Here is a 22699-nt window from a genome sequence, read left to right on the forward strand (position 1 = left end):
CGGAAAATTATATGTGAATGCTAAAAAACGGTTTGTTGACTGTTCTGACGCCAGCCGGGTGTAACTATACGTTACTAAGCAAAGCAATGAACTGAACAAGCAATAGGGCTGCCTGCGGGTTCGGGCTATGGTAGTTCGTGTGGCAACGATCAAAACCGCATTCTGAGTCTTCAAAAAAAAAGCCGCCCTTTTCAGAGCGGCATTAAAGCGAACGTGACCAGATCTTATTTACTCGGTTTCTTAAACAGCGCATTGTCCACCGGGCCGTTGATGACCGTTTTATTGGTCGTCATGACGAGGTTTCCCATCTGGCTCGTAACTTCCAGCGTATTCGGAAATTTAACGCCCTCTACTTCTTTATAATCCGAGTAACCGATTTCGTTATCCTGCCCGTTGACGGACATTTTGACTTTGCTGACCAGGTACGTATTGGCATCGACAAACTCGTCCATCGTCTGGCCTTCCTTTGTGGTTACTTTCAGGTGGAAGTTATCTTTTTTATCCACTTTCTCCTTGCCAACCAGCTCGACCTTATTGCCTTTTTCCTTATAGTTTACCAGTGGGCCAAACGGATCGAGCTGGGAAGACTGCGATTTAAGCAGCTCGCCGGGCATGTCCTCGGGATCACCGCTACCGCCCATCATGGCGGGGCGGATCATCCAGCCGGTTGTGCCGTCCACTACCTGGATCATGGAGTTGCCCATCACCGTCGATTCTGACCGGAGCGACTTGCCAACAACCAGGGTTGTTTTAGTCGGCACTTCCATGCCCTGAATCGTAAATGACCGATCGGTCACCATCGTTTTAATATTGTTTAGTTTATCCATCCCACCCAGGGCCGCTACGTGTTTGTCGACAATTTCATCGACGGTCTGGGCGTAGGCGCCGATCGACATAAAGACGGCTGCGGTGGCGATCAGGAATTGATTCGTTTTCATTGATTACGTTAGCTTGATGCTCGTTTAGGTTTTGTTTTAATCTTGTTTTTGGAGCGCGTAGCCCGGAGGAGGAATTTTAAGCTAAAGGAAAAACTTTAAGATTTCTCCTCCGGGCTACGCGCTCCGGTCGAAATGATGAAAAAATGTTTACTGCTTACGCTAAAATATTACCGTGGTGTGCCGCCACCGGATGTTCCGCTGGCTGGGGTCTGTCCGGCACCGTCGCTCTTCACATCGTCGTTGTTGACCGACCGGGCCTTCTTGCGGGGAGCGTCCATACTCATTTTGCCAATCTTATAGCTGAACGTCAGGCGGACACCCCGGTTATACAGGTACACATCATTTACCTGGTTGAACTGCGCCGAATTCAGCGTCGTGTGAATGTTGAAGCGGTTCGACAGGAAGTTCTCAGCCGCTAAGCCCAGGCTCGCTTTTTTGTTATTAAACTCCTTCTTCACGCCAACCGTGTAGAAACCAAAGCCACCCTGACGTCCCTGAAGCTGTACCTGTGATCCCTGTAGGAAACCGAAAGCCTGGGCTCCCCAGCCGTTCTTGAACTGCGCTGAGAAGAACGAACCCCCACTGGCCGTCAAGCCCGTATTGGTCAGCGTTTCCGTAAGTCCGTCTGCCGTGATCGCCTGGCCGGTCAGGCTTGTGTAGAAGGCATTCAGGAACAGACCAACGCTGATTTTAGAGGTGATGGCGATGTTTGAGAACAGGTTGGTACCGTAGGTGTGCTGGCGACCAATGTTCTGATACGTCGTCACGATCGCCCCCGGCAGCGTGTCCGATGGCTGGCGTACCTGCGTGATGGCGTTGTTCGTGATCCGACCAAAGAACGTAGCGTTGATAAACGTTTTCTTGATCGTTTTGCTCAGCCCCAGTTCCAGGTTATTGGTCAGTTCAGGACTCAACGTTGGGTTACCGATCGTGATGTTTTGTGGGTTGGCCGCGTTGAAGTTCGGGTTTAGCTGCTGGAGACCCGGCCGTTGAATCCGGCGGTTGAAGCCCAGCTTTACGGTCGTCCCCTTGAAGGTTTTCGAGGCATTCACACTCGGTACCAGTACGCCGTAGTTGCCGATACCCAGGCTGCCATCTTCACGGGTGCTGGCGTCAATAAAGGTACGCTCATACCGCAAGCCGCCTTTGAAAGTATAGCGCTGCTTGGTAGTGTAGGTATAAGATGTGTAACCAGCGGCAATGTTCTGATGGTACGTCAGCGCGCCCAGCGTGCCGTTACGCTCCGTTGTGAAGCCGCCCGTTGGCCCGGCCAGCAGATAGCGATAATCGCTGTTTACCTCCCGGAAAATGGCCTTTCCGCCGAACTCAATCAGCTGATTTTTCTTGATCGGCGTCTGGTAATCCGTTTGCAGCGTGAATTCCTGGTTGACGTTTTTGTTCAGGTTCCGCTGACGGGCGGTCAGTTCGTTGGACCCATTCAGCAGGTTTGCGTCGAAATTGTTGGTCAGGTCATTCCGGCTATACAGTGTTGAAATGCTCCATTCCTGCTGCGGTTTGAAGGTGTGCAGGTAATCGATATTTACGTCGACCGTACCCGACAGGTTCTTGGCATCCACGTTTCGGTTGGAAACCGCACCGGGCGTACCGTTGGTAAACAGGCGCGTCACGAGGTCCTGCTGGCTGAGCATGTTTTGCACCCCGTACCGAACCCCTGCCGTAAGGCTCTGGTTCTTTGCCAGGTCGTAGTCGAAACCCAGGTTGTACTGCCCGAACTGCCCTGAGCTGGAGCCATCGCCGGACTGGCGAGTCAGCGTGGTAACCCCATTGATGTTGCTGGTCTGATCGAGGTTTGTCTTGGTGATGACATTGTACATAGCTCGACCGAAGCCGCCTAGGGTGAAACCGGCCTTGCCTTTGCGGTAGTTGCCGTTCAACGACAGCTGAGAACCCCGATTTCCTACCCCGCCGTCGACGTTCAGGTTGAGGCCCTGCAGGCTATTCTTCTTGGTAATGATGTTGATGATCCCGCCCGACCCTTCGGCGTCGTACTTGGCCGATGGGCTGGTGATCACTTCCACCGTCTTGATCTGATCGGCGGGGATCTGCTTGAGTGCGTCGGCGACGCTGCTGGCCACGATGGTTGACGGCTTGTTGTTGATCAGCACCCGGATGTTCGAACTACCGCGGAGCGATACGTTCCCGTCCAGATCAACCGTCAGCAGCGGAACCTTCCGTAGAATCTCGGTAGCGTCACCACCCTTGGCCGTAATGTCTTTGTCGGCGTTATAGACCAGCCGGTCTACTTTTTCCTCGATAACGGCCGCCTGACCGGTTACCGTTACTTCTTCCAGAGTTTTGACGTTGGAACTGAGCTTGATAACGCCCAGATCCAGGCTCTGCCCGTTGGTGATTTTGACGTCTTCAATCGTTTTGTTGCGATAGCCCACAAAACTGATCAGCATCCGGTAGTCACCGGCTACGAGTTTAGCCAGGGTAAACTTTCCTTTATCATCGGCTACAGTGCCATCAACCGTTTTGCCGGTGGCCTTATTAAGCAGGGCAACGCTGGCAAATTCAACGGCTTTCGACTGGGTTGAATCAACAATTGATCCGGTAATCTTAGCGGTACCTTTCGGGCTCTGGTCTCCGGCGGTACCGGGCAGGGCTTTAGGTTGGGTGGACCCGCCCATGGTGGGAAACTGAGCCTGGGCGGTGGAAAGGGTTCCTGCCACCAGCAGGGTACCCATGATAAGTAAAGCGTTCGGTTTCATAGATGTGCTTTGAACGATACAAAGCTGGCATCACTTGCGACGGGAAGAAAACGAAACCGGATGGACGACGGAATTGGCAGGATGGACATTGGTTAATGCCCGATGAACGGCGGAGGATTGCTTTTTGGCTTCGAATCGCGTTTGCACAAATCAAAGAGCACGTATTACCCAACGTAGGCTGTCGATGCTGAACGCTGCCGGGTAGATAACTCAGTCTTGACAGTGTGTCAGGGAACCGGGCGAAACATCTACAAACAGTCTGATCTATCGGCGCGCAGCGAGTTGAACAGTGATCGCATCGATCTGCGGTCCTGACTGCACTGATCAGTTTGCTGGTGCGTGGATAAGCAGGCGATCTGGTTTGTGGGACGCTTGCTCATTTTATACAGAATTATTCCAGTGTCGAAATCCAGACGGTAGTAGATGACGTAGATCTAATTAAGGCCACACCAGACATTGTCATAAGTATCTCAACGCATATGTAAGCAATCTCTATGTTGTCTTTCCCTCTTCATGCTGGTTCAGTAGTGCCAATCTTTCCGGGTGGAGTTGTCGGCCTACAGCGTTTTATTAAAAAGAACAGGCGTCCCCTGTCTGTCCCCACTGAAGGCACTGTATTTGTTGAATTTGTCGTCGATATTGACGGCAGTATTAAAGATTTGACAGTCGTTGAAAGATTGAGTCCGCAAGCCGATTATGAAGCTTTGGAGATTTTGTCGAGTATGCCAGCCTGGAGGCCGGGTACCATTGATGGGAAGCCTGCCCAATTCAAATTCGTTCTGCCAATCGATTTCTAACCGCTAAGCGCTTAAGCCGAGAGTTGCACGCCGACTACTGCGACCGCTGATTCCGGCCGTACTAATTGGTGTGATTGGTAATAGCAGAGTCCTTCGATAACCGGAGGCTTTGCTATTACCAGGGAGGCTTGAGACTAGTTACCGAAGAGAATCTGAAAGCGGATGGTCAGCCCAAATGAATTATTGCCGGCCTGATACGTACTTGACTGATAGTTACCGAATGGGGAGCTCCGGAAGGCCCAAGCTAAGAGTGATACGTTAGTGGTCGGCCTCCGGCAGCGCATCGCTGATCAGGATGATACGATCCGCAGGCAGCTCCGACAGATCAACGCGCAGCGAGCTGAACTCTGGGCGCATCGATCGACGATCCTGGCTGCACTGATCAGTTTGTTAGTACGTAAATAAAGAAAGCCCCCCGGTTATCGGGGGGCTTTCTTTATGTTCATCAAAACGGTCGGTTTATTAAGGAACCCGTATTCTCATTATAAATTATCAATATACGGCTTTAATATGTTCAATATACTTGTCCAGCATAAAGTGTCCAGTATATTTGCCATAGATAGGTTATTATGAACACTAATATGTAAGCTAATGAAAATTGGTTATGCACGCGTGTCAACAACAGACCAAAATTTAGATCTACAACTAAATGCCCTGCAACTTGCTGGTTGCGAGGTGGTTTTTAAGGAAAAGGTTAGTGGAGTAAATATTGATCGACCAGAGCTTGTTAAAATGTTGTCTCAGTTAAGAAAGGGTGATGAAGTTGTAGTTTGGAAATTGGATAGACTTGGACGTAATCTTTCGCACCTAATCGAGCTAGTATCCTATTTTTCTACAAAATGCGTCTCATTTGTCAGTATAAACGATAAAATCGATACAAGTACAGCTACTGGAATGTTAGTTTTTCATATTTTTTGTAGCCTAGCAGAATTTGAACGAGCACAAATAAAAGAGAGAACAATGGCTGGGCTATTAGCCGCTAGAATAAAAGGTAAAGTAGGTGGTAAGCCTAAAGGTTTATCGGAAGAAGCAAAAAAGAAGGCGAGAGTTGTTGAATCACTATACAATGAAGGTTATGGTGTAAAACAAATAAGTGAGCAATTGAAAATATCCCGCACTACAACCTATAAATACATTTCTTTCCGGAAAAGCTTAGCATATAAGTCTAAGGCCGTTTAGAATGTTAAATTTTGTTTTTATGACATTCAATAAAAAAATCCCTGTTCTAAAAGTAAATCAGTGGCTTGACCTTTGGAACACCGTTCCAGTAAACGAAGAAGGTGGTCGTAAGCCTCCTCAACACAATTTTTATGTTTTTTCAATTAAAGCACCTTTGCTGAAAAAACTCTCAAAAGTTTATCCACGGAAAGCGGATGCCATGCGAGAAGTAGAAATAGGTATTCAAAGGAGGCATGATCCAGAAAGGTCTTCAGAGATAAGTAATTATTTGAAGAGAGGTTATCCACTTTCAGAGATGGGTAACAAGAATACCATTCCAAATGAAATGAAAGATTTGCAGATGCCGGGATGGTTACCTACTGTTATAGTCGCAAATATTTTAACTAAAAATACAAAACGTGGCAGGGAAATTATAAGAGATGAAGATGTAATAAATCTACATTCTAATGAAGAGAGTAACTGGATTGAGTTGCCAGATGATATTCAAAACGTTGATTGGGATCCAATTGTGCCTCCCATTGAAATAATAGATGGGCAACATAGGCTATGGGCTTTTGATAATGAAGACAAGTCAATAGATGACTTTGAGTTGCCAGTCGTAGCGTTCTTTGATCTAGACATTACTTGGCAAGCTTATTTGTTTTATACTATAAACGTTAAGCCTAAAAGAATAAATAAGAGTTTAGCTTACGATTTATATCCTATTCTTCGTATACAGGAATGGTTAGAAAGATCTCCAGATACAGCGAATATATATAAAGAAACCAGAGCTCAAGAAGTTATAGAAATTTTATGGTCATATAAAAAGAGTCCTTGGTACAATAGAATAAATATGCTTGGCGAATCTCAAAATAATTTTACTATAACTCAGGCATCTTTTATAAGAAATCTTGTCGCGAGTTTTATTAAAACAAGCGTATCTAAGCTTGACTTTAGCCTTTGATAAGAAGCCCGCTGGGGCTTTGGTATGTAGATTTGGGTCGCCAAACTTAGATCCATATGCCTCAACTACCCAGCGAGTTCCTAACCGTAATACTACCGTATGCGAACCTGTTTTGCAAACGAGTTTTTATCCATGTACAACTTTTGCTCGCTGGAGCTATACTGACGCCTGGCAAGCGAACCGTCAGTTCAGTCCTGAGAATCGTGGGCTTAAGCCAGGAGAAAGCGTTTCATAAATACCATAGGGTGTTAAGTCAGAGTAGATGGTCCGCTTTGACTGCTAGCCGCCTATTACTACAGCAACTCCTGGCGGTTTTTATTGGTCAACAGCCGTTGGTAGTGGGCATTGATGAGACACTAGAACGACGCTGGGGGGGACACATTAAAGCCCGTGGTATCTATAGAGATGCGGTTCGAAGCAGTGGTTCTCATTTTGTTAAATGCAGTGGCCTACGCTGGATGTGCGTAATGGTATTGACAAAAGTACATTGGGCCAATCGGGTATGGGCCTTGCCCTTTCTAACTGCTTTAGCTCCCTCTGAACGCTATTACGAGGATAAGGCTCGGGTTCACAAAAAGCTAACCGACTGGGCACGACAGGTACTTTTGCAGGTCAAGCGATGGGTTGGTGAGCGTCAGGTAATTGCAGTAGGTGATAGCAGTTACGCCGTAATTGATTTACTGAAGGCCTTGCAGGGGCAGGTAAGCCTGATTAGTCGGTTGCGGCTAGATGCCGCTTTGTATGGACCTGTCCCGGTGGCGCTCCCTGGCCAGCGTGGCCGCAAACGACTTAAAGGAGTTCGGTTACCCACCTTGCTCGAAGTGGCGGAAGACAAAACGACCAGTTGGCAAAACGTCGAGCTGGCCGACTGGTACGGTGGTCAACCGCAAACAGTCGACTACTGTACAGGCGCTGCCCTGTGGTATCACACAGGCAAAGACCCTGTGGCTATTCGGTGGGTGCTGGTGCGTCTGAACAGTAAGGTAACAGGTCTAGTCAGTAACGATCCGACCTTAACAGCCGCTGCGATGATCGAATACTTTGTACGTCGTTGGTCGATTGAAACAACATTTGCGTTAGTGCGAGGGCATTTAGGAGTAGAAACACAGCGGCAATGGAGTGATTTGGCCATCGGCCGTACCACACCCGTGTTGATGGGCCTATTCTCGCTGGTCACCTTAGTGGCTAACTCGCTCCAGAAAAAGGGACTGTTGACTAGCCAAATGAGTAGTTGGTATATCAAACAACACCTGACCTTCAGCGACGCACTAGCCGGAGTTCGCCGGTATTTATGGCAGGAAATGAATTTTTGGACATCAGGTTCAGATGTGGTACACGTAAAAATGAGTCAAGAACAGTACCAGCTATGGCAAAACGCATTAGCTTGGGCTGTATAAGGCTAAAGTCAAGCTAAGGGATTAGGAGGCCTGTTTGGGTCAAAATTAGGAGATGAGTTTAATTCTCCTTTGAATTGGAATAGAGCTCAGCAGTCTTCCTTTATTGTATTTATATGGCAGTTAATGTATGAAGAGGTTAACAAATCAACTTTAGGATGGACAGAAGAACTTAGAAGAGTAAAAAGACAAACAGATGTCTTCAAAGAAGATAGCGATGTAGATGTTGCATTCTTCAGTAAATTCAGTTTGATAAGTTCTGATCAAGGAGTGCGTGGCTTTCTTCAAATTGTCAATGATTTGTGTTTCTTATTAAGTACGGAACTTGGATTAAGAGACGTAAATTGGACGTCAACAGATTATTTAAAAGACGATAATATTACTACGAAAGATATAGAGGAATCAATAAAAGATCTAAAGAAAAACACGAGACTCTTTAAATTTTTAAAACTTTTATGTGAAGAACTAGTGACTTTTGACTGGCGTACATCTTCAGCACCAGGTCTTAACGAAGTTCAAAGAAGACAACAAATGTTGTTTAAAGGGAGTAGTGGATATAAAGAGATAAGAGTACAACTTCTAAAACTTCTAGAAGGATCTAAAGATCAATTAATTTCTAATACTGCTTCAAAAGCACAACAGTATCTTGGTTATGTCTAGCCTTACAGCCGTACAAAATGCCTCTAGCAAAATTGTCTTAGCCCCCTATTAGCTGGACAAATTTTCTGAAAAGGTTGTGTCGTAAATTACCTGTGCTTCCTCCCATTTCTGCTGAGGTGTTACAAAACCAATCGAACGATGAAGACGGTGATTGTTGTAATGGAAAAAATAACGCCCTAACATTTCTTTGGCCTCATAATAGCTGTCAAATACATTGCGCTCGATCACATCATGTTCTAGAATGCTGTGAAAAGCTTCAATGTACGAGTTCTCTTCAGGGGTGGCCACATGAGTGAATTCCTGCTTGATTTCGGAGCTTTTCAAAAAGTTACGTACCGAGTGAGCAATGAATTGACTGCCATTATCATTGCGCAAAATGACGCCCTTCAGTTCATGATTCCGGTTGATTCGTCGAAAAAGATTGATTAAGTCGATTTGACGAATACTGCCTTGGAATAGCCAATCCAGAATTTTGCGGCTATACACATCAATGACGCTCAACAGATAGTAATTCCGCCGTTCCCCTTCTACCCAGACGTATTTGATATCCCAGCACAGGTATTCCAAGGGCTTGGTCGCTTCGATTCGTCTGAATTTAACAAATTCCCGCTTGCCCATCGGTCGGATCACTTTGCCCAGAAGTAAATTATGCTCTTGCATGAGTCGATACACCTTTTTCTTATTGATTAAGTATTCTTTTTTCAACTCGTGGGTGATGTATTCGTAGCCAAGGGCATTGAACTCAACATCCAGCAGTTGCCGAATACTGACCACGACCAGTTGGTTGTCTACCCACGATCCATCCCGTTTCATGGTTACCTGGCTGGGGCGTGCTCCAGGTCTACCTGATTGTGGTTGGTAGTAAAACACGCTCCGAGGTACACTAAGCCACTGGCATAACAGGGTACGACTTACTTGATTTTCAAACTGTTTCATGAGTGCTAGCTTCTCCTGGAGTGAATAGGAGTTTTTTTTAGTAGCTCACTTTTGATCTCCAGTTCCAAAGCTTGTTTTGCTACAATCCGCTTCAGGCGTTCATTTTCTTCTTCGAGCACTCGAAGCTGGGGATCGACGCGTGCGTAAGAATCTTTGAGGCCTTCTTTGCCTTTACTCAAATACTTCAATTTCCACTTGCGCAGCAGCGAAGGAGATAGATTGTATTTTCGACAAGTCTCGGCATGGCCGTCACGAATGGCTTCCTGGACGATAGAATAGCGGTCATCGGGAGTAAAACTCCGCCTTAATTTGCTCATGGTATCTGAATGTAAAAGGACTAAACTGTTTTTACAATTTTGTCCAGTCATTCAGGGGGTTAAGACAAAATAATACATAAAGCTTTAAAACAGCTCAAAAGATCACAGTTTCCAAAAGAAAGGGTAATAGGGCCACAAAATCATTATACAGAAGATACACAGCGAAAAACCAACGCTTTGGCTGTTTGTGATGTAAAGAAAAACTCTCTTAGTCAATATATCGCAGCATCTACTTTTACGCATTGTTTTGATGGGTGGAATTACGTTGCAAGAGGTGTTGAGTCTTTAATAAATGGTGATATAGGAAGTTGCATTCACTTTTTGTACTACTCAGAGTTGAGGGCTGTTATGTCAATCATGGCATGTGAAGGAATAGGCGTATTCGGTAAAAGACATTTCTATTTTAATAATTCTGAAGATGCTAATTTTATAAACGGCACCACCCATGTTGCTGCAAAGGAATTGATTGAAAGTTGGTCAACCCTAGATAAAAAACAAACCTTTTTTAATGTAATTAAGCTTAACGGACACACTTTAGAAAATATAGCTGTTGCTGCTGGAGTATCTGCTAATTCAGCTTACAGATCTACTATATTAAGAGATTGGTTGTCAAAATGGAGTGTAGATTTAAAGCTATCAGAAGATCAAACACTCCGTAATGAAATGAGCTACAGGCCTCATTTCAGTCAAGAAAAGGTGGATTCAACTGATCTTCTAAATAAATTGGTAACAATATGGCAATCGTTGGAGCCAAGTACTGTTGCTAATTTTTCAGAACTGGATAGACATCTTGTACGTATTACTTTAGAGGTAATGTATTCTATGCGTACAGGCAAAACACCTGTGGGACCGAAATATATAAAATTTGTGAAAGATGTTTTGCAGGAAATAGGGGAAGGCAAGAATAAAGTTCTTGTTAAATTTCTAGTAAGGGAGATAATACCAGATGATCACTTCATACTTACGGAAGCTCATAAAGCCTCTTTGGACAATAGAATTATCCTTAACGATCCTGTGCCAATGTTATGCAGATCAATTCTTTTATTACGATTAGCCTCGGGAAGTGTGAATAGTATTTTTAGTAAATGTTACATTAACAGTAATGATTTGAGATTTTGGTGGAATTCTATATCCTTGAAACAGGGAATTATAAATGATTTGGATCCAGATATGGAGACTAATGATTTGTATTCTGATATACGTGATTCAATAGATAGTATAGAAGATAAGGTTGAAATGGGAAACTCTGTTAAAAAGAATTTGGATACTATATCGAGCGAAATTAACATAATTAAACAGTTTCAAAGGACTTGCTTTTGGGGTATTGGGTTATGAAGTATATGGGATCAAAAGCTAGTATGTTGAAAAATGGACTTGGTGATCTTGTTCTGGAATATTCAAAAAAAGCTAACAGATTCTTCGATCCATTTTGTGGTTCTGCTGCTGTTATATATTCCGGAGATACTGTGCCAGCCAAAACGGCTAAAGTGGGCCACGGTGGATAAGGGGCGAAGAGGGCATAAAAATAATCAGGATCCGGTTAAATCATTCGTTTTTTTGATGCGCCTGCGCATTGACTCGCCTTGCAACTCAATGCGGTGTGCCTGATGCACGAGTCGATCCAAGATTGCATCGGCCAGCGTTGGTTCAGCTAGGTACTCATACCACTTAGACACCGGTAACTGCGAGGTAATGATCGTAGCCGACCGGCCATGGCGATCTTCAATGAGTTGCAGCAAAGCCAGTTTGGCATTCATGTCTAGACTCGATAGGCCCCAATCGTCCAGGATCAATAACTGCAACCGCTCCAGACGGGCAAGCTCCCGAGTATAGGAGCCATCCGCTCGAGCCAGATGCAGTCGTTCCATAAGTTTAGGCATAGAGAAGTAGCCCACCCGCAGCCCTCGTTGACAAGCCTGGTAGCCCAGACATGTAGCCAGATAGCTTTTGCCACAACCAGTGGCACCGGTGATGAGAATGTTTTCGCCCCGTCGTACAAAAGAGAGGTCGCCCAGGCGAAGTACCATACTTTTGTCCAACTGCCGATCAGGCGTGTAAATAACTTCTTCCAGGCTGGCCTGATACCGAAAACGAGCCTGGGTAATGGCAGTTCGCGTTTTGCGTTCCTGCCGGTATTCGTGTTCGGCATCCAGCAGCGAAGCCAGGAGATGGTCGGTGGGCGGCCACTGATTAACCGGTAGACGCAGAAGGGTTTCCCAGTGGGTGGCCATGCCCTGTAATTTTAATTGACGCATGCGCTCGAGGGTTGCTTGTGTATTCATGAGTTGATGGTTTAATGGTTAGCTCTTTTTATCCCCTTTACCCCTTTATTATTGATAGACATCGGCTCCCCGGATGTTCTCATGAGTTGGCAGAGGCTTATGGGTTACCTCCGTTGAGGTAGTCTTATCTAAATTGCGCTCCAGGATGCTACGGATCAACTTGTAGGAGACAGCCCCATACGTTAACGCCCGCTCACAGGCCCCCTCCAGGCGTTGCTGGCCAACCTTGGCTACCAGCGATAGTACGCCGGCACAGGAACGGAAGGCCTGTTGGGGATAGCTCCGCGTGTGGAGCAGTTCCTGAATGGCCAGTCGAGTATGGGGACCGATCTGGCTGGCCTGATCGATAAAGTACTCCGCAGACCACTGGCTCAGCCATTGTTGTTGGCTGGGCAGGTGTTCGCGACGGGTGGTGTACTGATAGGCCTCGGGTTGGCGCTCATGAAGCGCAATCCGCTGATGATCATGGTAAATCTCCACGGTCTGAGCGGTGTAAACCAGCTTAACGCTCTGGCCCACATGCCGGTAGGGTACGCTATAATAGTGCTTGTCTTCCCCTAACAGTACATGACAGTTGGGATGCACTTTGGCCATGCGAAAGGCTTTGGACCGGTAAGGCTGTAGCGGCAAAGGCATCAGCGTGGCTTCTTCCAGGGTCTCAAAACGCTGACGTCTTGAGTAGGGCTTACCCTGAAAGCACTGCCGGTTGTGGACTTCTACTTGTTGAGCAATAGCTTGGTTCAGTTCCTTCAAAGAGTGAAAGCTCTGTTCTTGTAGGGGAACATATACCCGACTATAGAGAATGGAGATGGTCTTCTCCACCAGCGCTTTATCGCGCGGCTTGCCACTACGGGCTGGATAGATACAGGTACTGTAATGAGCCGCAAAGTCTTCAATCGACTCGTTCAGATCAGGCTCATAGCGGTTGGCTTTGGTCACGGCGGCTTTCAGGTTATCGGGCACAATGGCCTCGGGGACACCACCAAAGTAGGTTAGCGCATCGGATAAGGCTTGTAGGAAATCGGCTTTTCGCTGACTGGCAACCGCTTTAGCAAAAGTGAGTTGGGAACAGGCCAGCACGGCGACAAAAAGCTCGACTGGCTGAGGCTGACCGGTAGTTGGATCGACCAGGGCTAGCTTTTTACCGGCATAATCGACGAAAAGCGTCTCCCCAGCTTTGTGCTCCAGGTGCATCACCGTCTGCTGGTTGAGTCGCCAGGTCCGGTAGCGCTCACAAAATTGGGAGTACTGGATGGCATTGGGGTTAGCCTGCTTATAAGCTAGCCATAAGTGATGGCGGGTCACACCCGGCTTGGCCAATTGGGCTTCGTAGTTCTCAAATCGTTGGTAGAGATCACCCAGCCGATCGGCCTCTGGTTGGGGTACACGATGAGTGAACAGGCGGTGAAGTTGATCATCCTGCCAGCTCAAAGCCTGAGCCAAGTCCGAAAAATGCGCTTCGACTATACGCAAATAGTGTTCGACGGTGGTTCGGGAAATGGCTAAAGCCGAAGCAATCCGGCGCTGGCTGAAGCCCTGCTGGCGGAGTTGAAGAATCCGACGGAGTTGAAACATAGGTAAGCGAGAGTTAGCCATGCTTGACTACAAACGTGAGTGATGTTCGTTCACGTCAGGGCCAAACTAGGGGTCTTGGCTCACTTATCCACGATGGCCCATTTTGTGCCGGAATACCCGGCCGGATTGGGCCGGAATGACTGGCTTACTTTATGCCGGAATATATAGCTGTAACTTGTTTTGTTGCAGAACAAGTGGATAAAGTAGTCTTTGCAGGTGATTTGCAACAATACTCAGTTGAAGTTGCTAATTCTATATTGTCTCGAAACGAGCCATTGAGCAGATTAAAGCGAGATCAAGCATGTAGTATTATAGAGAATGTGAAGGCTGAATATAGTAGGCTTTTTGACAGTAATGAGATTACCAAGGACGTGAAGTATGTAAGAGAGAATATAGTGAATAGTTCAAAAAGTGAAAGAAAAATAACTCGTGCATATGGAGGTTATTACCTTAGTTATAATCAAAGTTTACTAATTGATTTGATATTAGAGAGTTTACCCGTTGATGTAGAGCTACGTTGTATCATGTTAGCATCAATAATAGAAGCCACATCTCAGTGTGTTGCAGCACCTGGTCACACAGCTCAATATTTTAAGCCTGTGGGTAAAGGGCTTGATGCTATAATAGATGCTTGGAAAAGAGATCCTCTTGTATATTATGAAAGAAATTTTGACAGAATTGCCGATAGGTTTGCTAAGACAAAAGGTGAGGCAATAGTAGGCGAAGCTGGTTCTCTCTTGAATAAAGTGAAAGAAGGAGATTTAGAGCGTGTTGGGGAATTGAGAAAGCTTGAGAGTCGTGTCAACTTTGTGTCGACCAAGACATGAAGCAATGACTAAACAGTGGCAACCACTGACCGACCCTCAATGGGCCGCAATTTCGCCTTTCTTTGACCTTCGACGCAAGCGGACTCATAATTTGCGCCACATCGTAGACGCCTTGTTGTGGTTGCTTCGAACCGGCTGTCAGTGGCGTAACCTGCCCTCGCATTGGCCACACTGGCAGGCGGTGTACTACTATTTCGATCAGTGGAAACAGGCTGGTATATTTGAGCAGATCAACGCTGCTTTGAATCAACTCGACCGTCAGCAAGCCGGACGAGCAAGTCATCCATCAGTACTATGCATTGATTCACAAAGCGTTAAGTTGCATCCCATGATCTGTGAACAGCGCGGTCTAGACGGCAACAAGCGTATCAATGGCCGCAAACGAACTCTAATCGTGGATACCCAGGGGCGCTTGTGGGTAGCTGACGTATCGGCGGCTAACGAGGCTGACGGCCCCTTAGCCGTGCCATTGATCACCAACATGCTGTGGCGCGTAGGCGAACGGCTGGAGAAAATCTACGGCGATCAAGCTTATAACGGCGTGTTTGCCCGTGAGTTGGAGGGGTGGAGTATTGTATTTGAAAAAGCCTCGCGTCCCGAGTCCGCTCAAGGCTTTGTACCAGTAGCTAAGCGATGGGTAGTCGAACGCAGCATCGCTTGGACCAATTTCTTCCGCCGGATCGTCAAGGACTATGAGTATACGGTAGCTTCTTCGGTCAACTGGCTGTATTTGGCTAACATTCAAGTGATACTACAGCGTATTTGAGGTTTGAACCAAATGTAATTCCCCAACACGCTCTTAGTTTTTTTAGATCCTCCTTATTCTGGAGTGCACTATAGCCGATTTTATCATGTTTTAGAATCTATTGCCAGAAATGAAATGGTTGATGTTAGTGGAATAGGCCGATACCCTGCTCCTGAAAAAAGGCCTAAGTCAGAATTTAGTATGAAGTCTAAATCAGGAAAAGCGCTTGAAAATATATTTTCTATAATAGCTTCAAGAAAAGCGTCAGCTATAATAACGTTCCCTGCTAATGCTGCTAGTAATGGTTTGAGCGGAGCTGCTGTTGAGGTCCACCCGAAAAGCGTTCCGCTCAAAGATTGAGGATCGGACGTTCATGAGGTCCACCCGAAAAGCGTTCCGCTCAAAGATTGAGGATCGGACGTTCTTGAGGTCCACCCGAAAAGCGTTCCGCTCAAAGATTGAGGATCGGACGTTCTGAGGTCCACCCGAAAAGCGTTCCGCTCAAAGATTGAGGATCGGACGTTCATGTGTTGGTTTTTCTTTTCCCTTTCCAACCTCATCTGGGGTTAAACCACCAAGAGAGCTGTGGGGGCGGAAGCTATTATATTCTTGCCTCCAGTGTTCAATTTTTTCCCGAGCATCGTCTAGCGATAAGAACCAGTGAGCGTTCAAGCACTCGTCCCGGAAACTACCATTAAATGACTCGATAAACGCATTATCCGTTGGCTTTCCTGGCCTTGAAAAGTCCAGCGTCACTTTGTTATCATAAGCCCACTTGTCCAGGAACTTTGAGATAAATTCACTGCCATTGTCCACTTGAATCCGTTCGGGTACAGCCAAATCTACAATTTTTAAGTGATTCATTACGGCCACCACGTCTTCACCCTTTAATGATTGGCCGACATGGATGGCTAAGCACTGGCGACTATAATTATCGACTACAGTTAAGGCCCGGATTTTTCGGCCATCAAATAGCTGATCAGCCACAAAGTCCATGCTCCAGCACTGATGGATACTGGAGAGTTGGGGGCGCTCTAACCGGTGGGCAGCGGCTCGATTACGACGGGGACGCTTGCTTCTGAGATGCAATCCTTCTTCACAATACACCCTATAGACCCTTTTGTGGTTGTCACGCCAGCCTTCCCGGCGCAACAGCACATAAATCCGCTGATAACCGTACCGAACCCTTACTTGGGCAATTTCTTTGATTCGTTTCCGGATCACGGAGTCATCTCGACGACGAGACTTGAACTGCAAAGAGGATCGACGGAATTGAATAACAGAGCAGGCACGACGGGCTGAAACGCGATAGTTTTCCATTAAACTTGAGGCCAGTTTCCTTTGCTGAACTGGCCTCAAAGCTTTTTTTTGAGCACATCCTGAAGCATTTGTTTGTCCAGGCTCAGGTCGGCCACTAGCTGTTTCAGCTGACGGTTTTCTTCTTCCAACTGGCGTAATCGGTGCAGTTCGGCAACACCCAATCCGCCATACTTCTTCTTCCAATTGTAATAGGTAGCCTCGCTAATTCCCATTTTGCGGCATACTTCAGCCACGGCTACTCCGGTCTCAGCTTGCTTGAGAGCAAAGACGATTTGCGCTTCGGTGAACTTGGTTTTCTTCATGACGATTTGTTTGATTTAAGTTAATCCAAATCGCCCGATTTTCTCTACTTTATACTGGAACGCTTTTCCGGGGGGAGGTCACTGTAAAAGAAATAGCGCAGAATCATTTTAAGGTAAAAAAAGAGATTGTAAAGGGAGCTTTTAGCACATTGGGAGGGAACAATAACAATCGACCAGCTCGAATGGATTCAAGCGAATTAGTTCTTCTATTGGAATCCAAATAATATAACCAAGTTATGGACCGGCATCTCAAAGTTGCCGGTCCATAACTTGGTTATATTATTTAGATCGTTTTTTCATCTCTTTACTTTGCTCGAGTTCGGCAATGACCCGGCGCTCATCAGGCCGGGAGTAGACTTCCAGTCCTTTATCAGTTAGTCGACCCAGAAGGACTTTAACGGCATCGGTGCTCAGGTGAATTGTGTTGAAGCACCAGTCCGTGAAGGTTTTACGGCCAATTTTACTCGATACCTTCTTCTTGAGCTTGAGTTCTGCACCGACAACCTTCAGCCAAACGTTGAACTTGGTCAGAGAAGTAAGGGGAAGTTTTTCCCAACCTCCGTATTTGTCGATGATCGTTTTTACTTCGTCAAATACAGGAACGGCGGTTTTTACCTCGGTCTTGATCCGATCCTTAATCAGCCAGGGTTTACCGTCAAGCCCCTGCCGGACGGCGGTTTTATACTGCTTGACGAAATCCTCTAAATCACCGTAGTGAAAGCCCGATCGGCACAAAATGACCAGGATATCAGCGGCCATTTGTACGTGCTCGTTTTCGAATGGATGGGTGCGTAGTTTCTCGAACTCTTCGTTCGTCAGAAAGGTGGGATCATCGTATTTGACACCTTTCACGCGCAGGCCGGCCAGGGGGTTATTGTCCACAATCTTGTTGAGCTTCGCCCATTTTAGCATGTTGCTGATGGTCTGGGAATGTTTGGCTACGTAGCTGTCGGCATGGCCGCGTTTCTTCATCCACTGTCGGTACCGCTTCAACCAGACCAGGTCGAAATCTTCGACGAGTACGTCCAGGGCTTTCTCGCTCGCCAGAAAATCGATGAGCTTCTTCCGGACGTTGTCATACACTGTCAGGCTATTTTCGGTTAGATCGCGCTCCTGATCGGCTCGACTATCTTTCATGTACAGATCGAAGGCGATCGCCAGGGTGACGCTGGATGCTCCACTGAGATAAAGCCGTTTGATTTTGGCGGCCGTAATTTTTTCCTTCTTCCTGAAAAGATCGTTGAATATTGCCCGGAGCTGGGTGCGAAGGATATCCAACTGGTCGTTTTTGAAAAACGCCTGTGGATCATTGCTGCTGATCTGCTGGCCATCCCAGTGATCGTGGTAAATCAGAAGACCTGTACTGCCAATTTCAGCTCTCTCGCCCGCGATGCTGATCCGACAATACAGTTTTGATTTACCGGCAATGTTACTCTTGTGTCTCCAGAAGGAGATTTCCATGGACTTAATGTTCATGTGTAAACTCATGTTTGGTGAGCTTGCAGTGCCTTTAATGAGATTTTAATGTTTGCGCAAAAAATGTATATACAATAGACGATAGTGTTTACATATGAAGAAATAGGTAAACGGTGACATATAGGCTTGCCGCCAGGTGCATTACCTTGCCACCGGTGTTACTGCCCTGCCACCAGTATTGCCATAAATCAGTCGAAAGTGTGGGTTTATGGACCATAAAGGGCAAAAAAAAAGCCCGAAACGGGCTACGTATCGGGCACTCCTTGGTAAAATCAGCTATTTATCTAGCTCTTTGCAGAGAGAGAGGGATTCGAACCCCCGGACCTATTACAGTCAGTGGTTTTCAAGACCACCGCAATCGACCACTCTGCCATCTCTCTTTGTGGGTGCAAATATACAGACAAATCCAGCTTTGTCAAGCCTGGCGGCCTTTTTTAAACAAAAACTGTTGTTTCGGGGATATTCAAAGAGTGAAAGGCCAGGTTGCGGATGCGATGACTAAGCGGGTTCTACTCCTTACTCCTTGTAGCAGCAGTCCATTACACTGGTAAATCACTCTTTCGCTCTTTCATCGCGCCGGTGACCCGGCATTCCGCTAAGCCATGGCTACTTTTTCAACTCCCGAAACCAACCGCGACCTGGGTTTATTGCCCGAGGAGTTTGAGCGGATTGAACAGATCCTCGGCCGCCAGCCGAACCCGACCGAACAGAAAATCTTTTCGGCGGTGTGGTCGCAGGACCGTTCCAATAAGAAATTCAGCTTCTGGATAAACCAGCTTCCCCGCGATTCAGACCGAATGCTGGTCGACGGAGAAAACGCTGGTCTGATTGATATTGGCGACGGTCTGGCAGCCGCCATTAACATCGGATCACGCAATCAGCCATCGAGTAGGGACGTCGTTGGGAATCGTGAGGTGGGTGGCCAGCCTGTTGCCCGGCTTAACTCGCTCTACGTCGGCGATCTGGAGCAGGACGAAACGCGGGCACTCCTGCGGGATGTAATGAAAGGTGCCGGCACGGCTTCAGGAAACCCAGTCATGGGGGGCGAAATCTTTTTTGATACGTCATACAACCGGAATTCTCTCACCAGTGTCTTCTCCGCGAGCATTGTAGAAGTGAGCAAAGTTGCCAAGGCGAAAGCATTTGGCGCGGGGAGTCCGGTGTTCATCATTGGCTCGGCAACGGCGGAGGGGCTGCCGAACGAAACCACCCACGAAATCAGAACTACGGATCACGCCATCGGGATTCAAACCATCGGTGCTGCCGGCCTGATTGGTGCCATTGCCGAACTGAGTGCGAAAAGTGAGCACGGTATAACCATCAACCTCGACAACGTACCAACTCTACCATCCGGCAGTACACCCGTCGAAATTTTGCTATCCGAGTTGCGGGGGCAACTGCTGGTCGTCGTTGAAAAAGGAAACGAGGCCGCCGTTCAGGGCATTGCCGATACATGGAATCTGACCTGCGCACAGCTTGGCGAGGTGGCAGATTCAGGCGAAACGGGTACGGCTAGCCTGCTGGTTTACCACCACGGGGAACGGGTTGCCGACGTACCGACCCAGGAGTTAGTAAAGGGCGGTAGCGTTCCGCAGGATCAGCAGGAGTACCGCGAGCCAGCGTACATCGCCGAATACGCTACATTCGACATTGAGGACGTCGACGATCTGAAACTGGATGAAGTCAAAGAGGTGGCTAAACACCTGCTGGCTCATCCGAACATCAGCGCCCGGCAATGGCTTCATGGGCAGTACAGTTCGGTGGGAAATAGCACCTACGCGCGTTCGGACGCGGCAATAGTGCGGGTTCAGGAAGCCGCGACGGAGGTGGCAGGAGCGTCCGCTACCGAGACATCTATTGTCCTTACGGTCAACGGGAACAGCCGTTACGTTTACGCCAGTCCGCGTCAGGGTACGATGATTGCCCTGGTCGAAGCCGCACGGAATATCGTCTGCTCGGGGGGTGATCCGCTGGCCGTGACGAGCCAACTGACTTTTGGCAGCCCTGACGTACCGGAAGAATACTGGCAGTTTGTGGAAGCCGTGCAGGGCCTGGGTGAAGCCTGTCGCCGGTTCAGTACCCCGGCAACGGGTAGCACCGTGAGTTTCTCCAGCGACAGTTCAAGGTTCCCGACGGCAACGATCGGGATGCTGGGATTGATGGAAGATCCTGGTCACCGGATGACGCTCAGCTTTAAAAACGAAGGCGACCGGATCTATCTGATCGGCCCTACTACAGACGACATTGCTTCATCAGAATACCTGTATTCGTACCGGGACGTTAAAGCATCGCCTACGCCTTTCTTCGATTTTCAGACCGAGTGGCGGGTACAGGAGGGCATCCGTACCATGATCCGTAACGGCTGGATTCAGTCGGCGCACGACGTATCCGGCGGTGGGCTGTTTGTTACGCTGGCCGAGTCGGCGATGGCAGGGGAGAAAGGGTTTGCCATTGAAAGTAACGAGCGCTACCGGATGGACGCGTTTCTTTTTGGCGAAGGCCAGAGCCGGGTTGTGGTCACTGTATCGCCCGAGCATTTCCACCATGTCGAAGCGTATCTGGATGAGGGTTACAACGTATTCACGCGCCTGGGCAGCGTAACGGCGGCCGACTTTGTGGTCGATGAGACTGTGATTATGACCTCCGCCGAGGCCCGCGAGCTGTACGACAATACGTTGGAGAAACGAATGAAAACTGATTAAGTGATTAGCTTTGGATGTTATTTCAGTCATCCCGCCTTCGGTCGGGATGGCAAAACACCAGTCGCTTTTGACCTATGACGCATGACTTAGCCGCTCTGACCGGCGAAATAAACACCATTGCCCGGCAGGCGGGCGCGTTCCTGCTGCAGGAGCGTAGCCGGTTCCAGCGGGAATCGATTGAGTACAAGGGCCTGAATAACCTGGTTTCGTACGTCGACAAGGAAACCGAAAAACAGCTGGTTGAGCAACTGGGCAAACTGCTGCCCGAAGCTGGTTTTATCACCGAAGAAGGGACAACCGGCCAGGAAGCAGATCCATCCGCATTAAACTGGATTATTGACCCGCTCGACGGCACGGCCAACTTCATCCACAACCTGCCAGTATTCTCGGTGAGTATCGGATTGGCGCAGGGAAAAACGACCATCGCCGGGGTTATCTACGACCCCAACCGCGACGAATGTTTTTCGGCCTGGCAGGGTGGGGGCGCGTACTGCAACGACAGCCGTATTTCGGTATCACCCGCTCTGACGCTGGGCGAAAGTCTGGTCGCGACAGGATTTCCCTACTACAAGTTCGAGCAGATGCAGCCGTACCTGTCCATTCTGGAGTCGCTGATGCAGCAGACACACGGCCTGCGCCGGATGGGGTCGGCGGCTATCGATCTGGCCTACGTAGCGAGTGGCCGTTTTGACGCCTTTTACGAGTACAATCTTAACTCCTGGGACATGGCGGCCGGGGTGTTGCTGGTGCAGGAAGCGGGCGGTGTAGTCACGGATTTCAGCGGTGGTGATACGTTCCTCTTTGGTGGCGATGTGGTTGCCGGTTGTGGCGTGCACCCGGAATTGATGAAGGTCATTCAAACGTACTGGTGAGCGTAGCCTTAGTTAATACATAAAGCTACCTGCCTTTCTAAAAAAGAAATCAAAAGGATTTTGTCATCCGTCCTTTGGTTGGGATGACAAAAAATACCATACTCTTAAACCGTTTCACATGCAGGATCTGGAAACGCTGCGCTACCCTATCGGGCAGTTCGATTACGGAAAAACGGTTGAGCCGGACGAGACCCGACAGGCATTGGAAGCGATTGCCGCGCTGCCGCACAAGCTGACGGCACTGGTCGGCAAGTGGGGTGATGATCAGCTTGATACGCCCTACCGACCCGAGGGCTGGACGGCGCGTCAACTGGTTCACCATGTAGCCGACAGCCACATAAACGCCTATGTCCGCACTAAGCTGATGCTGACGGAGGATAACCCAACCATCAAGCCGTATGAAGAAGGAGAATGGGCGAAACTGCCCGACTCGACGCTTGACGTAGCGACCTCGCTGGTGATCCTGAGCAACCTGCATGCGCGCTGGGTAACGATTCTGGCGTCGCTCACCAACGAGCAACTGCGTCGAACGTATTACCACCCCGGTATGCAGAAAACCTTCTTGGTAAGCGAAGTGATGAACCTGTATGCCTGGCATGGCGAGCACCACTACCAGCACGTTTACCGGCTGGCCGAGCGCAGCGGCTGGTTATAGGCTGAAAGGAAACTGATCGGCGAAGCAAGGTGTTAACCGGGTAGACA

Annotated in this window: 20 protein-coding genes and 1 tRNA gene; 11 read left to right on the forward strand and 10 right to left on the reverse strand. The window is 48.0% G+C overall.

Features of this window, described 5'->3' with window-relative positions; translation table 11 throughout:
• Positions 1–224: 224 nt before the first annotated feature.
• A complete protein-coding gene (locus HU175_RS12665) occupies positions 225–938 on the reverse strand; it encodes a LolA family protein (RefSeq protein WP_176566951.1) in 714 nt (237 codons plus the stop codon).
• Positions 939–1105: 167 nt separating this feature from the next.
• Positions 1106–3670 carry a TonB-dependent receptor domain-containing protein gene (locus HU175_RS12670; RefSeq protein ID WP_176566952.1) on the reverse strand — a complete coding sequence of 855 codons (2565 nt, stop codon included), beginning with the start codon at positions 3668–3670 and terminating at the stop codon, positions 1106–1108.
• 494 nt (positions 3671–4164) lie between these two features.
• Between HU175_RS12670 and HU175_RS25110 the strand changes: the two genes are divergently transcribed.
• From HU175_RS25110 to HU175_RS12695, 5 genes are all read left to right on the forward strand, one after another.
• Positions 4165–4467, forward strand: coding sequence for an energy transducer TonB (locus HU175_RS25110; protein WP_176566953.1), 303 nt, complete (start codon positions 4165–4167; stop codon positions 4465–4467).
• Between the two features lie 591 nt (positions 4468–5058).
• Positions 5059–5646 (forward strand): recombinase family protein, encoded by a 588-nt coding sequence (locus HU175_RS12680; protein WP_176566954.1) that lies wholly within the window; start codon positions 5059–5061, stop codon positions 5644–5646.
• Positions 5647–5665: 19 nt separating this feature from the next.
• Positions 5666–6589, forward strand: coding sequence for a DGQHR domain-containing protein (locus HU175_RS12685; RefSeq protein ID WP_176566955.1), 924 nt, complete (start codon positions 5666–5668; stop codon positions 6587–6589).
• Positions 6590–6645: 56 nt separating this feature from the next.
• A complete protein-coding gene (locus tag HU175_RS12690; protein ID WP_228724143.1) occupies positions 6646–7986 on the forward strand; it encodes a transposase in 1341 nt (446 codons plus the stop codon).
• 123 nt (positions 7987–8109) lie between these two features.
• Positions 8110–8643 (forward strand): hypothetical protein, encoded by a 534-nt coding sequence (locus HU175_RS12695; RefSeq protein ID WP_176566956.1) that lies wholly within the window; start codon positions 8110–8112, stop codon positions 8641–8643.
• Between the two features lie 48 nt (positions 8644–8691).
• Here HU175_RS12695 and HU175_RS12700 read toward each other — a convergent pair whose 3' ends face one another.
• Both HU175_RS12700 and HU175_RS12705 read right to left on the reverse strand, forming a co-directional pair.
• On the reverse strand, positions 8692–9579 hold the full coding sequence (locus HU175_RS12700; protein WP_176566243.1) for an IS3 family transposase: 888 nt from the start codon (positions 9577–9579) through the stop codon (positions 8692–8694).
• A 5-nt stretch (positions 9580–9584) separates the two neighbouring features.
• Complete coding sequence (locus tag HU175_RS12705; protein ID WP_176566244.1) at positions 9585–9896, reverse strand: transposase; 312 nt, start codon at positions 9894–9896, stop codon at positions 9585–9587.
• A gap of 177 nt (positions 9897–10073) precedes the next feature.
• On the opposite strand from HU175_RS12705, the gene HU175_RS12710 reads away from it, so the two are divergent.
• Positions 10074–11231: a hypothetical protein gene (locus HU175_RS12710; protein ID WP_176566957.1), complete on the forward strand. Its 1158-nt coding sequence runs from the start codon at positions 10074–10076 to the stop codon at positions 11229–11231.
• A gap of 194 nt (positions 11232–11425) precedes the next feature.
• On the opposite strand, the gene istB is transcribed toward HU175_RS12710, so the two are convergent.
• Together istB and istA are read right to left on the reverse strand one after the other, a co-directional pair.
• Positions 11426–12178 (reverse strand): IS21-like element helper ATPase IstB, encoded by a 753-nt coding sequence (gene istB, locus HU175_RS12715; RefSeq protein WP_176566175.1) that lies wholly within the window; start codon positions 12176–12178, stop codon positions 11426–11428.
• Positions 12179–12226: 48 nt separating this feature from the next.
• A complete protein-coding gene (gene istA / locus HU175_RS12720) occupies positions 12227–13753 on the reverse strand; it encodes an IS21 family transposase (RefSeq protein WP_228724144.1) in 1527 nt (508 codons plus the stop codon).
• A 152-nt stretch (positions 13754–13905) separates the two neighbouring features.
• On the opposite strand from istA, the gene HU175_RS12725 reads away from it, so the two are divergent.
• Both HU175_RS12725 and HU175_RS12730 read left to right on the forward strand, forming a co-directional pair.
• Positions 13906–14580, forward strand: a complete 675-nt coding sequence (locus HU175_RS12725; RefSeq protein ID WP_176566958.1) for a hypothetical protein — start codon at positions 13906–13908, stop codon at positions 14578–14580.
• Between the two features lie 4 nt (positions 14581–14584).
• Entirely contained in the window at positions 14585–15346 is a 762-nt protein-coding gene (locus tag HU175_RS12730) for an IS5 family transposase (protein ID WP_176566959.1), read from the forward strand.
• Between the two features lie 83 nt (positions 15347–15429).
• Here HU175_RS12730 and HU175_RS24825 read toward each other — a convergent pair whose 3' ends face one another.
• The 4 genes from HU175_RS24825 to HU175_RS12750 all read right to left on the reverse strand — a co-directional run bounded on the left by HU175_RS24825 (position 15430) and on the right by HU175_RS12750 (position 18803).
• A complete protein-coding gene (locus tag HU175_RS24825; RefSeq protein WP_228724145.1) occupies positions 15430–15678 on the reverse strand; it encodes a hypothetical protein in 249 nt (82 codons plus the stop codon).
• A gap of 148 nt (positions 15679–15826) precedes the next feature.
• Positions 15827–16947 (reverse strand): IS3 family transposase gene (locus HU175_RS12740; protein ID WP_410528554.1). Its coding sequence is split into 2 segments (ribosomal slippage): positions 15827–16701 and positions 16701–16947, totalling 1122 coding nucleotides; the frame shifts between segments, so codons are not numbered across the junction.
• Between the two features lie 279 nt (positions 16948–17226).
• Complete coding sequence (locus HU175_RS12745) at positions 17227–18423, reverse strand: phage integrase SAM-like domain-containing protein (RefSeq protein WP_176566962.1); 1197 nt, start codon at positions 18421–18423, stop codon at positions 17227–17229.
• A gap of 295 nt (positions 18424–18718) precedes the next feature.
• Positions 18719–18803 (reverse strand) — tRNA-Ser (locus tag HU175_RS12750).
• A 222-nt stretch (positions 18804–19025) separates the two neighbouring features.
• Between HU175_RS12750 and HU175_RS12755 the strand changes: the two genes are divergently transcribed.
• The 3 genes from HU175_RS12755 to HU175_RS12765 all read left to right on the forward strand — a co-directional run bounded on the left by HU175_RS12755 (position 19026) and on the right by HU175_RS12765 (position 22652).
• Positions 19026–21125 (forward strand): AIR synthase-related protein, encoded by a 2100-nt coding sequence (locus HU175_RS12755; protein WP_176566963.1) that lies wholly within the window; start codon positions 19026–19028, stop codon positions 21123–21125.
• Between the two features lie 74 nt (positions 21126–21199).
• Complete coding sequence (locus tag HU175_RS12760) at positions 21200–21997, forward strand: inositol monophosphatase family protein (protein WP_176566964.1); 798 nt, start codon at positions 21200–21202, stop codon at positions 21995–21997.
• 118 nt (positions 21998–22115) lie between these two features.
• Positions 22116–22652 carry a YfiT family bacillithiol transferase gene (locus HU175_RS12765; protein ID WP_176566965.1) on the forward strand — a complete coding sequence of 179 codons (537 nt, stop codon included), beginning with the start codon at positions 22116–22118 and terminating at the stop codon, positions 22650–22652.
• The last annotated feature ends 47 nt before the right edge of the window (positions 22653–22699 follow it).

This window comes from Spirosoma sp. KUDC1026 (genome assembly GCF_013375035.1).
Taxonomy (GTDB): domain Bacteria; phylum Bacteroidota; class Bacteroidia; order Cytophagales; family Spirosomataceae; genus Spirosoma.

What these genes read in the sequence shown, in the direction of transcription:
- HU175_RS12755 (WP_176566963.1), top strand. Translation starts at nt 19,026, where the DNA reads ATGGCTACTTTTTCAACTCCCGAAACCAACCGCGACCTGGGTTTATTG.
- HU175_RS12730 (WP_176566959.1), top strand. Translation starts at nt 14,585, where the DNA reads ATGACTAAACAGTGGCAACCACTGACCGACCCTCAATGGGCCGCAATT.
- HU175_RS12700 (WP_176566243.1), bottom strand. Translation starts at nt 9,579, where the DNA reads ATGAAACAGTTTGAAAATCAAGTAAGTCGTACCCTGTTATGCCAGTGG.
- HU175_RS12685 (WP_176566955.1), top strand. Translation starts at nt 5,666, where the DNA reads ATGACATTCAATAAAAAAATCCCTGTTCTAAAAGTAAATCAGTGGCTT.
- HU175_RS12725 (WP_176566958.1), top strand. Translation starts at nt 13,906, where the DNA reads ATGCCGGAATATATAGCTGTAACTTGTTTTGTTGCAGAACAAGTGGAT.
- HU175_RS12680 (WP_176566954.1), top strand. Translation starts at nt 5,059, where the DNA reads ATGAAAATTGGTTATGCACGCGTGTCAACAACAGACCAAAATTTAGAT.
- HU175_RS12665 (WP_176566951.1), bottom strand. Translation starts at nt 938, where the DNA reads ATGAAAACGAATCAATTCCTGATCGCCACCGCAGCCGTCTTTATGTCG.
- HU175_RS12695 (WP_176566956.1), top strand. Translation starts at nt 8,110, where the DNA reads ATGTATGAAGAGGTTAACAAATCAACTTTAGGATGGACAGAAGAACTT.
- HU175_RS12670 (WP_176566952.1), bottom strand. Translation starts at nt 3,670, where the DNA reads ATGAAACCGAACGCTTTACTTATCATGGGTACCCTGCTGGTGGCAGGA.
- HU175_RS25110 (WP_176566953.1), top strand. Translation starts at nt 4,165, where the DNA reads ATGTTGTCTTTCCCTCTTCATGCTGGTTCAGTAGTGCCAATCTTTCCG.
- HU175_RS12745 (WP_176566962.1), bottom strand. Translation starts at nt 18,423, where the DNA reads ATGAACATTAAGTCCATGGAAATCTCCTTCTGGAGACACAAGAGTAAC.
- HU175_RS12760 (WP_176566964.1), top strand. Translation starts at nt 21,200, where the DNA reads ATGACGCATGACTTAGCCGCTCTGACCGGCGAAATAAACACCATTGCC.
- HU175_RS12705 (WP_176566244.1), bottom strand. Translation starts at nt 9,896, where the DNA reads ATGAGCAAATTAAGGCGGAGTTTTACTCCCGATGACCGCTATTCTATC.
- istA (WP_228724144.1), bottom strand. Translation starts at nt 13,753, where the DNA reads ATGTTTCAACTCCGTCGGATTCTTCAACTCCGCCAGCAGGGCTTCAGC.
- HU175_RS12690 (WP_228724143.1), top strand. Translation starts at nt 6,646, where the DNA reads ATGCCTCAACTACCCAGCGAGTTCCTAACCGTAATACTACCGTATGCG.
- istB (WP_176566175.1), bottom strand. Translation starts at nt 12,178, where the DNA reads ATGAATACACAAGCAACCCTCGAGCGCATGCGTCAATTAAAATTACAG.
- HU175_RS12765 (WP_176566965.1), top strand. Translation starts at nt 22,116, where the DNA reads ATGCAGGATCTGGAAACGCTGCGCTACCCTATCGGGCAGTTCGATTAC.